This window comes from Stutzerimonas stutzeri, from assembly GCF_000590475.1.
In the GTDB taxonomy this organism is placed as follows: Bacteria; Pseudomonadota; Gammaproteobacteria; order Pseudomonadales; family Pseudomonadaceae; genus Stutzerimonas; species Stutzerimonas stutzeri_D.
The window spans coordinates 3,804,284-3,816,532 of record NZ_CP007441.1; the positions used below are offsets into that span (position 1 = coordinate 3,804,284).

A 12,249-nucleotide genomic window follows, 5' to 3' on the forward strand; every position below is an offset into this window, starting at 1 on the left:
TGAGTGCCGCCTCAGGACGAGGCGGCTTCCTGCCTGCGCTGCGGACTAGCAATCTGACCGGTGTACCAAGCCAGGCATGCCGCCAGCAGCGCGCATACCGTGATCACCAATGCCATCGGTACGGCCGTGCCATTGTGCAGCCAACCGACCGCGGCCGACGCAACGGCGGCGATACAGAATTGCAGACTGCCCATCAGCGCCGACGCCAATCCAGCCTGTTGGCCCTGCTTCGCCATGGCGCAGGCCGTGGCGTTCGGCAGAATGCTGCCGAGGCTCGCCAGGCCCGCGAACAGCGGAATCAGCAGCGGCCAGAGCACATCCGGCCTGCTCAATGCAACGGCGAGCAACGTCGCTCCGCACGCGAAGTAGAACCAGACGAAACGCCGCAGCCAGAAGCCCGGACCGCGCGACCGGAGCAGCCTCGCATTGACCTGCGAAACGATGATGAAGCCCGCCGCGTTGCTGCCGAACAACCAGCCATAGTGCTCGGCCGGCACGCCGTACAGCTCGATGAAGACGAAGGGCGAGCCGGCGATATAGCCGAACATGCCCGCCATCGCCACGCCGCCAGCGAGCGCGAAGACAATGAATTCACGGTCGCGAAACAAGGCGACATAGCGACCAAAGGTGCCGCTCAAGGGAAGCTTCGGAGCGTCGGCTGGCAGCGTTTCCGGTAACCGCAGCGCGACCGCGATCCCGCACAGTGCACTGAATGCTGTCAGCGAGACGAATATCGATTGCCAACCGAAGGTGTTGAGCAGCAACCCTCCCGCCAGCGGCGCGAGAATTGGCGCGACACCCATCACCAACATCAGCTGGGAGAAAACCTTGGCCCCCTGCACCGGATCGCAGCTGTCTCGGACGACCGCGCGGGTGATCACCATTCCGGCGCAACCGCCCAGCGCCTGGACGAAACGTGCGGCTATCAACCAATCGAGCGATGGCGCGAACGCGCAGGCCACCGAGGCAAGGGTGAACAGCGTGACGCCGACCAGCAGCGGCAAGCGCCGCCCATAGCGATCCGCCAGCGGCCCGTAGATCAACTGACCGAAGGCAAGACCGACGAAATACGCCGCCAGCGACAGCTGGACGTGTTCGACGTCCGTCGCGAACGCATGCGCCATTGCGGGGAATGCGGGTAGATAAAAGTCGATGGCCAAGGGGCCGAAAGCGCTGAGCGCGCCCAGAATGAGCAGAATCGAAAGGGGCATTTGGTAAAAACTCGCGAAGCGGAATAGTCGACGCATCGATATGCAGCGAAGCCGCAGCCGAGATCGAACATTTACAGAGAAGGTGAGATGCTGTTACATACACAGACGATTGTAAACAACCAAAGTTGCAGAGATTGAAGGACAGCTCCGTATCATCCGCCCTTCCAAGGGCCTCAACGCAGCCCGATGCTGCCGTAGCTCAGACATGCGAAGAACCAAAGAAGACGCCGAAAAGACCCGTATTGCGCTGCTCGCGTCCGCCGAGCGGTTGTTTTTAGACAAGGGTGTGGCGCATACCAGCCTCGATCAGATAGCCCGCGATGCCGGCGTGACCCGTGGCGCCGTGTACTGGCATTTTCAGAACAAGGCTCACCTGTTTCATGAAATGCTCAATCAGGTGCGGCTGCCGCCGGAACAGATGACCGAGCGGCTTTGCAGCTGCACCCAGCAGCAGCCCTTGCGTGCGCTGCGCGACCTCTGCATCGAAGGTATCAGCGCGCTAGGCCGTGACGAACAGAAACGCCGCGTGATGACCATACTGCTGCACCGCTGTGAGTTCACCGAGGAACTGCGCGAAGCCGAAGAGCGCCATCATGCGTTCATCAACATGTTCATCGAGCTTTGTGAAGGGATGCTCGAGCGCGCCGCCGACAACCTGTACCCAGGCGTAACACCGCGACTCGCCGCACGCTCGGTCCATGCTCTGATCGTCGGCCTGTTCAGTGACTGGACCCGCGACGCCAGCCTGTTCGACCCGGAAGTCGATTGCCCGGCCCTGGTCGATCCGCTCTTCCGAGGCCTGATCCGCAACTGGGACGACGCAGCCAAGGCGCTTACCTGAGCGCCTTTCGCCTCATGTGCGCCTGGTGCCAGGCGCGACCCGCTCATCGGACCTGATAGCCCTCCTCCTCGATCGCTTCGCGAATCGCCGCGGCGCTCAGGTTGCCCTCAACCTGTACCACACTGGCTTGCAGATCGACGCGAACCCTGGCCTGAGCATCGCGCGCCTGGATCGCACGGGTCACGGCGCGCTCGCAATGAGCGCAGGTCATGCCTGTTACGTTGAAGGTCTGCATCAATGAGGTCTCCGTGGCTGTCTATGGATAAATCGAGCTTGCCATGCAGGCGCGAAAGTCCAGTGGCTTTCGCTGCGCCAATTGGCTACTAGACTTGACCTTCCCACAAGGTAAAGGTTGAACATCATTGGCCACAGGCCATTCGGGAGCCAATCATGCCCAGCTCAACCTACACCTTGCCCATCAACGGCATGACCTGCGCCAGCTGTGCCGGCCGGGTCGAGCGTGCCTTGTTGAAAGTGCCCGGCGTACAAAGCGCCGCCGTAAACCTGGCTGGCGAACAGGTGCGTGTCGAAGCCACCGAAGGCCAGGTCGAGGAGCTGGTTCAGGCGGTGGAAAACGCTGGCTATGGTGTGCCGGTGCGGTCGCTGGAATTGGCGATCGACGGGATGACGTGCGCCAGTTGCGCGGGCCGCGTCGAACGTGCCCTGCTCAAGGTGCCGGGGGTCCGCAGCGCCTCGGTGAATCTCGCCAGCGAACGAGCGCACGTCGAGTTGCTCGGGACGGTGGAGCCTGCGGTCCTGATCCAGGCCGTCGAGGCGTCTGGCTACGAAGCCCGGGCCAGCGGTATCGAACAACCGGATAGCGACAGGACCGAGAACCGCCTGCAGCGCGAACGTCTCGCGGTAATCGTCGCGCTATTACTGGCGACGCCGCTGGTGATGCCGATGTTCGGTGAGCTGTTCGGCCTTCACTGGATGCTGCCGCCTTGGCTGCAGTTGCTGCTCGCCACCCCGGTGCAGTTCATTCTCGGTGCGCGTTTTTATATCGCAGGTTGGAAGGCCGTGCGCGCTGGCGCCGGCAACATGGACCTGCTGGTCGCCATCGGCACCAGCGCGGGCTACGGCCTGAGCCTCTATCAATGGTGGATGGCGCCGGCTGGGCAGACGCCGCACTTGTATTTCGAGGCTTCGGCGGCGGTCATCGCGCTGGTTTTGCTCGGCAAATACCTGGAAAGCCGCGCCAAGCGCCAGACCAGCGCCGCCATTCGCGCCCTCGAGGCGCTGCGCCCGGATCGCGCGATGCGAGTCGTCGATGGTCGCGAGGAGGATGTCGCCATCGCCGCGCTACGGCTGAACGATCTGGTGCTGGTCAAGCCAGGTGAGCGCTTCCCGGTCGATGGCGAGGTGGTCGAAGGCGAGAGCCAGGCCGATGAGGCCCTGATCAGCGGTGAAAGCCTGCCCGTGAGCAAGATGCCCGGCGACCGCATTACCGGCGGCGCGATAAACGGCGAAGGCCGGTTGCTGGTCCGCACCACCGCATTAGGTGGCGAGACGGTGCTGGCGCGCATCATTCGCCTGGTCGAGGATGCCCAGGCGGCAAAGGCGCCGATCCAGAAGCTGGTAGACAAGGTCAGCCAGGTATTCGTCCCGGCGGTGCTGGTGATTGCGCTATTGACGTTGATCGGCTGGATGCTGGCTGGCGCGCCGGCCGAAGTCGCGCTGATCAACGCCGTCGCCGTGCTGGTGATCGCCTGCCCCTGCGCCCTCGGCCTGGCCACCCCGGCGGCGATTCTGGCCGGCACGGGCGTGGCGGCGCGTCACGGCATATTGATCAAAGATGCCGAAGCTCTGGAGGTCGCGCATGCCGTGACAGCCGTTGCCTTTGACAAGACCGGCACGCTCACCTCCGGCAAGCCACGCATCGTTCATCTGCATGCCGTCGACGGAGACGATTCCAAGTTGTTGCAGCAGGCCGGAGCGCTGCAGCGCGGCAGCGAACATCCCCTCGCCCAAGCGGTACTCGACCGTTGCGCAGAATGGGACATTACGGTCACCGATGTGGAGCGGAGCCAGTCGCTCACTGGGCGCGGGATTGCCGGTGACCTCGATGGCCGCTCGCTGGCGCTGGGCAACCGCAGGCTGCTGGACGACAACGGCCTGCAACCGGGCGAAATGGCGGGCAAAGCCGAAGCTTGGGAGAACGAAGGCCGCACCCTGTCCTGGCTGATCGAGACAGCGCCGCAGCCTCGCGTGCTCGGCCTGTTCGCCTTCGGCGACAGCCTCAAGGACGGCGCCGCCGAAGCCATCGCCGCCCTCAACGCACGGCATATCCGCAGCCACCTGATCACTGGCGACAACCGCGGCAGTGCGCGCGTGGTGGCCGAAGCACTGCACATCGACAGCGTGCACGCCGAGGTGCTGCCGGCCGACAAGGCCGCCGCGGTGGCCGAGCTGAAAAAAGGCGGCGCGGTGGTAGCAATGGTCGGCGACGGCATCAACGATGCGCCGGCGCTGGCCGCCGCCGATGTGGGCATCGCCATGGGCGGAGGCACCGATGTGGCCATGCACGCCGCGGGCATTACCCTGATGCGCGGTGATCCCCGGCTGGTACCGGCGGCGCTGGAGATCAGCCGACGCACCTATCGCAAGATCCAGCAGAACCTCTTCTGGGCCTTCATCTACAACCTGGTGGGCATCCCGCTGGCGGCCTTGGGCTTTCTCAGCCCGGTGGTGGCAGGTGCGGCGATGGCGCTGTCGAGTGTCAGCGTGGTCAGCAATGCATTGTTGCTCAAGCGCTGGGAGCCGAAGGAATAACCTGCCGCCATACGCGCTGTGGCCGGCAGGGTGCCGATGGAACACCGCGCCGACCCTGCCCACAACAACCTCACACCGATTCGTCTGGATGCGCATATGAACATTGGCCAAGCAGCAAAGAAAAGCGGGTTGTCGGCAAAGATGATTCGCTACTACGAGTCCATCGACCTGATCTCCCCCGCCGTGCGCAGCGCCAACGGCTACCGTCACTACGGCGAGGACGACCTGCACCGCCTCGCCTTCATCAAGCGCTCGCGTGACATGGGGTTTTCGCTGGAGGAAGTGAGCAAGCTGCTCACGCTCTGGCAGGACCGCCAGCGCGCCAGCGCCGATGTGAAGGAGCTGGCTGGCGCGCACATCGAAGCATTGAACCAGAAGATCGCGGAGCTGGTTGGCCTGCGAGATACGTTGCAAGCGCTTGTCGATTCCTGCCACGGCGATGGGCGCCCGGACTGTCCTATTCTCAAGGATTTAGAGTCACGTGGATGCTGTTGAAGCATGCATCAGCACCGTCGACAGCACGGTTCAGAGCGTCAAGATCGACTAGTGCCGGCGGTGAGCAGTCCAGACCAAGACGCAGATCAGCGCGGTCATGATACTCATCTCAAGCATCATCGGCGCGCTGAGCAACTGACTCAGGACACTCTTATCCCGGTTAAGCAGATAGGTCATCAGCATCAACAGTGCCAACGCACCCATGAATACAACGATACCTTGAACGACTCCATTCAGACGCTTCATCATTCACCACTCCATGTGATAACTAGGCTCGGATACTGGCGTATTGAACCCTGCGGAGTGATGCAGTTCCCAAAACGATAAAATAACGATTAGTCGTCAGGCCTGCGACTGCAAATAATTCTTTAGCCCGATGCGATCGATCATGCCGAGCTGCTGCTCCAGCCAGTAGGCGTGATCCTCTTCAGTGTCCAACAGCTGCAGCTCGAGAATTTCCCGCGTCTGGTAATCGCCATGCTGCTCAGACAGCGTGATGCCCTTGGCCAGGGCTTCGCGCACCTTGTACTCAAGTGCCAGATCGGCTCGCAACATTTCCGGCACGGTATGGCCTGGATGCATCGCCTCCGGCGTCATGTCTGGAGTGCCTTCGAGGAAAAGAATGCGTTTGAGCAACGCGTCGGCGTGCTGGGTTTCCTCTTCCATCTCGTGATTGATCCGCTCATAGAGCTTGGTAAAGCCCCAATCGGCATACATCCGCGAGTGCAGGAAATACTGATCGCGCGCCGCCAGCTCCCCACGCAGCAGTTCTTTCAGATATTCGATGACCTGTGGCTGACCTTGCATTGCGACTCTCTCCTGCACTGACATTGGAACGCCGGGCAATGATACGCCCAATCATCGGCAGATTGACCGCAGCCCCATCGCCGCAGGCAAAGCCGGCTGACCAGCGGGTCACTTCAGCATAGGCCGAACTCCCGAGCCAGAGCGGGGTTCTACTGGTTTGCCGCCGCGTTTCGTACGGTCGCCGCGACGCCCTGCTCGTCTTTATCGCCCAGGAGAACGGATGCCGCTTTTATCGTCGAGAAACCATTCACGGTCTCTCTGCATCACCGCATTGATCTGCAGTTTGTTGTCCCTGTCCGGCTGTTCCGAAGACAAGGAGCCAGCGCAAGTCCCGCCACGCGTCGCCGTCGTCGAGCCGCTGCAGCGCATTGATAACGGCCCCGAGTCGTTGAGCTTTCCCGGCGTGGTCGAAAGCGTAACCAGCACGCAGCTGGCGTTCCAGGTGCCGGGCCGTGTCGAGCGGATCCTTGTCGACGAGGGCGAACGCGTTGAAAAAGGTCAGCCGGTGGCCAAGCTCGATGACACCGACTACGAGCTGCAACTGCGCGAAGCCGAGGCGCGGCTGCGCCAGCTGGAGGCAGATCTGGCGCGCAAGCGTGCCCTTTTGGCCGAGGGGATTCTCGCCCCCGCCGCGGTCGAGCCGCTGCAGGCCAATGTGGTGGCGGCGCGGGTCGCCCGTGACAGCGCCCTCCGCGATATCAATCACAGCACGCTGGAGGCACCGTTCGATGGTGTGGTCGCGCGCCGGCTGGTCGAACCGGACATGGTGGTCGCCACGGGTACGCCCGTGCTTGAGCTGCAGAACAATCAACACATCGAGGTCACGGTCGACCTGCCAGAGAGCGCGGCGCTGAGCATCCCGCTGAACAAAACATTGGAGGCCGAAGGCGAACTGGTGATCGCCGACCTGACCCTGCCGCTGGCCTACAAGGAACACAGCACCCAGCCCCGCGAAGGCTCACGCACCTACAGCCTGACACTGCAGGGCGAGCCGCCGGCCGACTACAACCTGCTGCCGGGAATGGCCATGCGGGTTCGCCTGCAGCGCCCGCCTGCTCCGCAAGACCATCCGCAGCCGCGCTTCCGCCTGCCACTCAACGCCGTGCAAACAGCGCCGAACGGCAGCCATTACCTCTGGTTGGCGGTGGACGGCCATGCCCAACGCCAGGATTTGCAGCTAGAGCGCATCGAAAACGATCACGCGGTGGTCAGCGGCGAGCTGAACAACGACATGCTGGTAGTGGTAGCGGGCGGCAGCAAACTGTCGGAAGACCAACCGATCAAAGCCGAACGGCGGAAGTAAACGGATGGATTTAGCGCGTTACGCCATCTGCAAACCGGTCAACATCTGGGTGCTGGTACTGATCTGCCTGGTCGGCGGCGTGCTCGCCTTCTTCGAAATGGGCCGCCTGGAAGACCCCGAATTCACCATCAAGGAAGCCATCGTCACGGTGCAGTATCCCGGCGCGACCGCGCTCGAGGTCGAGCAGGAAGTGACCGAACCCTTGGAGAGCGCCATCCAGGAGCTCTCCGAGGTCAAGGAAATCCGCTCGCGCTCGATGATCGGCCTGGCGGAAATCCGTGTCGAAATTCAGGACCGTTATTCCGGTGAGCAGCTCGACCAGATCTGGGATCAGCTGCGCAGCAAGGTCGAGGATGCTCGGCAACAGCTGCCTCCCGGCCTGGACCCACCGCTGGTTAACGACGACTTTGGCGATGTCTACGGCATCTTCTTTGCCCTGACCGGTGAAGGCCTGACGCTGGAAGAGCTGCATGAAGTCGCCAAGGACATGCGCCGCGGGCTGATCACGGCGGACGGCGTTGGCCAGGTCGAACTGGCCGGCGTGCGTGAAGAGCGAATTCTGGTGGAAGTCGATCAGGCGCGTCTGGCCGCACTGAAGCTGTCTCCACAAGAGCTGGTTGCGGCGCTGACCGATGCCGACGCAGCGGTGGAAGCCGGCGGCGTGCGGGCCGGCGAATTCTTCGTGCACATCCGCCCGACCGGCGCGTTCGATTCCCTGGATGCGCTGCGTGCATTGCCGGTGGGCCAGGGCCAGCAAAGCGTCGACCTGGGTTCCATCGCCACCTTGAAACGCGAATACGCCGAACGGCCACGCCAGATCATCCGCCATAACGGCGAGCCGGCATTGACCCTGGGTATCAGTGGTGTGTCGGGGAGCAACATCGTCGAAGTCGGTCGTAGCGTCGAGGCGAAGCTGGAATCCATGCAGCACCTGATGCCGCTGGGCGCCGAACTGCATCCGCTGTATCAACAGCACAGCATCGTCAACGAGTCGGTCAACAGCTTCGCGCTCAACGTCTTCCTGTCCGTGGCCATTGTCGTCGGCGTGCTGTGCCTGGCCATGGGTGTACGCGCCGGCGCGATCATCGGCGCCGTGCTGTTTCTTACCGTGCTCGGCACGCTGCTGCTCATGTGGATCGGTGGGATCGAGCTGGAACGCATCTCCCTCGGCGCGCTGATCATCGCCATGGGCATGCTGGTGGACAATGCCGTAGTGGTCTGCGACGGCATGCTGATCGAGAAACAGCGCGGCAAAAGTATCCTCGAAGCCTCGCGCAAGACGCTGCAGCAGACGCAGTGGTCGCTGCTGGGCGCGACCATCATCGGCATCCTGGCCTTTGCCGGAATCGGCCTGTCGCAGGACACCACAGGTGAATTCCTCTTCTCGCTGTTCTTCGTCATCGCCGCGTCGCTGCTGCTCAGCTGGCTGCTGGCGCTGCTGGTGGTGCCGCTGTTCGGGCATTACCTGCTCGAGCGCAAGGGTGACAAACAGGACCAAGACGCTAACCCGGACGATGCCTACAGCGGGCCGATCTACAACCGCTACCGGCATATCGCGGGCGTTGTGCTGGGTCGGCCCTGGCTGACGCTGGGCATCTTAGTTGTGCTGACGGTCCTCAGCGTGCTGGGCTTCAGCCGCGTGCCACAGAGCTTCTTTCCGCCATCGAGCACGCCGATCTTCTACGTGAACCTGTTCCTGCCGCAGGGCACGCACATTCGCGAAACCAGCCGCATCGCCGAGGATGTCGAGGGTTATCTGAAGCAGCTGGACGGTGTCACCGATGTGTCGACCTTTGTCGGCGCGGGCGCGTCGCGCTTCATGCTTACCTACGCGCCGGAACAGCCCAACCCGGCGCTGATGCACTTTCTGGTACGCACCAAAGAGGCCGAGGTGATCGCCGATCTGGTTCGCGAGGTGAACCAGACACTGCCGGGCCGCTACCCGTCTGCGGACGTTGCCGCCGCGCAATTCATGTTCGGCCCCAACGCCGAAGCCAAGCTCGAAGCGCGGATCAGCGGCCCTGACAATGACGAGTTGCGCCGGCTGTCGGCCGAAGGTCAGCGAATCCTTCACGAACAGGGCCAGGTCTTCAACATCCGCGACGACTGGCGCTCGCCTGTGCCGGTGCTGCGCCCGCAGCTGGCCCTGGACCGCCTGGCCGATGCCGGGCTGACCCGTCAACAGGTGGCGCAGGCGCTGTCGGTGGCCAGCGATGGCCAGCAGGTCAGTGTGTTCCGCGATCAGGACGAGCTGATCCCGATCCTCCTGCGCGCCACCCCGGTGGATCGCGTCGAACCGGGCGATCTCCTGCAACGGCTGATCTGGAGCCCGGCCACCCGCAGCTATGTGCCGCTGGCCCAGGTTGCGGACGGCATCGAGGCTACGACCGAGGAGTCGATGATTCGCCGTTACGGCCGCGAACGGACCATCGCCGTCCGTGCTGAACCGCGCGACGGCGAGAACACCAACGTCGCCTTTGAGCGCATTCGTCCGTTGATCGAGGGCATCGAATTACCGATCGGCTATTCGCTGGAATGGGGCGGCGATCACGAACAGTCGTCCGATGCCCAGCAGGCGCTGTCCAGCACGCTCGCGGTGCCCTACCTGGCAATGGTGCTGGTGACGGTGCTGCTGTTCGCCAAGGTCCGTCAGCCACTGATGATCTGGCTGGTGGTGCCGATGGCGCTGTGCGGCGTCACGCTCGGGCTGCTGGTAACCGGCCAGCCGTTCGGCTTCATGGCCCTGCTCGGCCTGCTCAGCCTCACGGGCATGCTGATCAAGAACGCCGTGGTGCTGGTGGACGAGATCGACCGGCAGATAGCAGACGAAGTCCCTCGACTGACGGCCATCATCGAAGCCTCCGCTTCGCGCCTGCGACCGGTGATGATGGCGGCCGGCACTACGGTGCTGGGCATGGTGCCGCTGCTGTTCGACCCCTTCTTCGCCAACATGGCCGTGACCATCATGGGCGGGCTGGGCTTCGCCACTCTGCTCACCTTGCTGGCGGTGCCCTGTCTGTACCTGCTGTTCATGCGCGTCAAACCGGAGGAAACCTGATGCCGAGCCGACTGCCCCGTACGCCCCTGGTCTGGGCACTGGCGTTGGCCCTCGGCGCCTGCTCCAGCGTGCCGGAGCGGCCGGCACCCGATGTGCCGGATAGCTGGTTTCATGCAGTGCGCCAGCAGCCAGCCGACGCCGAGGCGCTTGCCGATTGGTGGCAGCGATTCGACGATCCAGTACTGACAAGGCTGGTGCGTCAGGCGCTGGAGAACAATCGCGACATCCACCTGGCCATGCTGCGCGTCGACACCGCGCGTGCACAATTGCGGCAGGCGCGGGCGGGCCTGTTTCCCACCTTCGATCTGCCCGGCTCGGCCAGCCGTCAATGGATCGAAAACAACAACGCACAGGATCCCAACAGCCCCATCGGCGAATTCATTCCGGATGAAGACGTGATTACCTTCGACAACTGGGAACTGGCGCTACAGGCCAGTTGGGAGCTGGATATCTTCGGTGCCACCCGCGCGCGAACCGACAGTGCGCGCCAACAGATTCGATCCGCCCAAGCCCAAGCCATTGCGGCACGGCTGGCGGTCGCCTCGAATACGGCGCAGGGCTACATGCAACTGCGCGCCCTTGAGGGGCAACGCGCGCTTTTGGTTGAAGGGATCGAGCTGGCGAAAGGCCTCGAACATATCGCCAGCCGACTGTTCGAGGCGGGTGAGGTCACCCGGCTGGACGTCGAGGCCAGCACCGCTGAACGCGCCTCGCTGCAGGCGGATCTGGATGAGCTGGAAATCAACCTGGCCGAAGCGAGGCTGGCACTGGATACGCTGCTCGCCGAACCGCCAGGAAGCACCGCCCGGCGGCTTACACCCGACGCCAAGGTTCCACTGGCTGACAAGCCCATCCCGCCCGGACAGCCGCTGGACCTGCTGCGAAGGCGCCCGGATCTGATTGCCGAAGCGGCGCAGTTGCAAGCAGCCCAACTGCAATCGTTAGCCGCCCGCCGCGATCTGTTCCCGACGCTTGCCGTGCAGGCGGCAGTCGGGCGCTCGGGGCTGGCGTTGGGTGATGCCTTTTCTACCGCGTCGAATTTCGCCCGCCTCGGAGCGACCTTCGGCCTGCCCTTTCTCGACTACCGCCGGCGCGGTGCGGCGATCGACCTGGCGGATGTGGAAGGCGAAAGTGCCTACCTCGGCTTCCAGCAGGCGCTGGCCGAAGCGCTCGAAGAGGTCGAGCGCTCACTGGTGCGCATCGACGGGCAACAACGCCGTCTGGACTCGCTGCGCACCACCCTCCGCCATCGCGCCTATGCCTATGAGCTGGCGCAAAAGAGCTATCGACTGGGCGAAGCGAACCTCAACGAAGTGCTCGACGCCCAGCGCGGTTCGCTGCGCGCTCGCCAGCAAGCGCTGCAAGGCCGCACGGCGTTGGCAACAGCGCAGGTGGCGTTGTTCGTCGCGCTGGGCGGCGGCTGGGAAATGGATCCGAGTGCGGTGCAGGACGTAGAGCCAGCGCCGAAAACGTCGGACTCGGAGCGCGTGGACTGAAAGCATCTGGCTGAGCGATGCTCAGCAGCACTGGAAAGCGTTCCGGTAGCCAGAGTACGCCAGGCGCTTGCGAGCGGTCCTTCACTCACCACCACGGCGAAGACCCGGACCGCGAGCAAGCTCGCTCCTCAAGAGGCGGCGTAAGACGTGATTTCCTTCGGGTGCCCTGCCACGGAATGAGCGGACATTGGACTTGCGCATCAGAGCGAGTCCATTTCCTGTAAGAGCCAGCAGGACGCGCAGTCCTTGCTGGCGTTGCCTTTGTC

Annotated in this window: 10 protein-coding genes; 6 read left to right on the forward strand and 4 right to left on the reverse strand. The window is 63.5% G+C overall.

Features of this window, described 5'->3' with window-relative positions; all coding sequences use genetic code 11:
* Positions 1 to 11: 11 nt before the first annotated feature.
* Positions 12 to 1,211, reverse strand: a complete 1,200-nt coding sequence (locus tag CH92_RS17325; protein WP_025243031.1) for a Bcr/CflA family multidrug efflux MFS transporter — start codon at positions 1,209 to 1,211, stop codon at positions 12 to 14.
* A gap of 205 nt (positions 1,212 to 1,416) precedes the next feature.
* On the opposite strand from CH92_RS17325, the gene CH92_RS17330 reads away from it, so the two are divergent.
* A complete protein-coding gene (locus tag CH92_RS17330) occupies positions 1,417 to 2,052 on the forward strand; it encodes a TetR family transcriptional regulator (RefSeq protein WP_025243032.1) in 636 nt (211 codons plus the stop codon).
* A gap of 43 nt (positions 2,053 to 2,095) precedes the next feature.
* On the opposite strand, the gene CH92_RS17335 is transcribed toward CH92_RS17330, so the two are convergent.
* Positions 2,096 to 2,287, reverse strand: coding sequence for a heavy-metal-associated domain-containing protein (locus CH92_RS17335; protein WP_025243033.1), 192 nt, complete (start codon positions 2,285 to 2,287; stop codon positions 2,096 to 2,098).
* 155 nt (positions 2,288 to 2,442) lie between these two features.
* Between CH92_RS17335 and CH92_RS17340 the strand changes: the two genes are divergently transcribed.
* Positions 2,443 to 4,824 carry a heavy metal translocating P-type ATPase gene (locus CH92_RS17340; RefSeq protein WP_025243034.1) on the forward strand — a complete coding sequence of 794 codons (2,382 nt, stop codon included), beginning with the start codon at positions 2,443 to 2,445 and terminating at the stop codon, positions 4,822 to 4,824.
* A gap of 96 nt (positions 4,825 to 4,920) precedes the next feature.
* Positions 4,921 to 5,319, forward strand: a complete 399-nt coding sequence (gene cueR, locus CH92_RS17345; protein ID WP_025243035.1) for a Cu(I)-responsive transcriptional regulator — start codon at positions 4,921 to 4,923, stop codon at positions 5,317 to 5,319.
* A gap of 48 nt (positions 5,320 to 5,367) precedes the next feature.
* On the opposite strand, the gene CH92_RS17350 is transcribed toward cueR, so the two are convergent.
* Together CH92_RS17350 and bfr are read right to left on the reverse strand one after the other, a co-directional pair.
* On the reverse strand, positions 5,368 to 5,568 hold the full coding sequence (locus CH92_RS17350) for a hypothetical protein (RefSeq protein WP_025243036.1): 201 nt from the start codon (positions 5,566 to 5,568) through the stop codon (positions 5,368 to 5,370).
* Positions 5,569 to 5,661: 93 nt separating this feature from the next.
* Positions 5,662 to 6,126 (reverse strand): bacterioferritin, encoded by a 465-nt coding sequence (gene bfr / locus CH92_RS17355; protein WP_025243037.1) that lies wholly within the window; start codon positions 6,124 to 6,126, stop codon positions 5,662 to 5,664.
* A gap of 220 nt (positions 6,127 to 6,346) precedes the next feature.
* Between bfr and CH92_RS17360 the strand changes: the two genes are divergently transcribed.
* From CH92_RS17360 to CH92_RS17370, 3 genes are read left to right on the forward strand one after another with little or no spacing between them, the layout of a single operon-like run.
* On the forward strand, positions 6,347 to 7,429 hold the full coding sequence (locus CH92_RS17360) for an efflux RND transporter periplasmic adaptor subunit (protein ID WP_051517568.1): 1,083 nt from the start codon (positions 6,347 to 6,349) through the stop codon (positions 7,427 to 7,429).
* Positions 7,430 to 7,433: 4 nt separating this feature from the next.
* Positions 7,434 to 10,487: an efflux RND transporter permease subunit gene (locus CH92_RS17365; RefSeq protein ID WP_025243039.1), complete on the forward strand. Its 3,054-nt coding sequence runs from the start codon at positions 7,434 to 7,436 to the stop codon at positions 10,485 to 10,487.
* Entirely contained in the window at positions 10,487 to 11,983 is a 1,497-nt protein-coding gene (locus CH92_RS17370) for an efflux transporter outer membrane subunit (RefSeq protein ID WP_025243040.1), read from the forward strand. Before CH92_RS17365 ends, CH92_RS17370 begins: the two co-directional genes overlap by 1 nt.
* Positions 11,984 to 12,249: the final 266 nt, after the last annotated feature.

What these genes read in the sequence shown, in the direction of transcription:
- CH92_RS17335 (WP_025243033.1), bottom strand. Translation starts at nt 2,287, where the DNA reads ATGCAGACCTTCAACGTAACAGGCATGACCTGCGCTCATTGCGAGCGC.
- CH92_RS17360 (WP_051517568.1), top strand. Translation starts at nt 6,347, where the DNA reads ATGCCGCTTTTATCGTCGAGAAACCATTCACGGTCTCTCTGCATCACC.
- cueR (WP_025243035.1), top strand. Translation starts at nt 4,921, where the DNA reads ATGAACATTGGCCAAGCAGCAAAGAAAAGCGGGTTGTCGGCAAAGATG.
- CH92_RS17325 (WP_025243031.1), bottom strand. Translation starts at nt 1,211, where the DNA reads ATGCCCCTTTCGATTCTGCTCATTCTGGGCGCGCTCAGCGCTTTCGGC.
- CH92_RS17330 (WP_025243032.1), top strand. Translation starts at nt 1,417, where the DNA reads ATGCGAAGAACCAAAGAAGACGCCGAAAAGACCCGTATTGCGCTGCTC.
- CH92_RS17340 (WP_025243034.1), top strand. Translation starts at nt 2,443, where the DNA reads ATGCCCAGCTCAACCTACACCTTGCCCATCAACGGCATGACCTGCGCC.
- CH92_RS17365 (WP_025243039.1), top strand. Translation starts at nt 7,434, where the DNA reads ATGGATTTAGCGCGTTACGCCATCTGCAAACCGGTCAACATCTGGGTG.
- bfr (WP_025243037.1), bottom strand. Translation starts at nt 6,126, where the DNA reads ATGCAAGGTCAGCCACAGGTCATCGAATATCTGAAAGAACTGCTGCGT.
- CH92_RS17370 (WP_025243040.1), top strand. Translation starts at nt 10,487, where the DNA reads ATGCCGAGCCGACTGCCCCGTACGCCCCTGGTCTGGGCACTGGCGTTG.
- CH92_RS17350 (WP_025243036.1), bottom strand. Translation starts at nt 5,568, where the DNA reads ATGATGAAGCGTCTGAATGGAGTCGTTCAAGGTATCGTTGTATTCATG.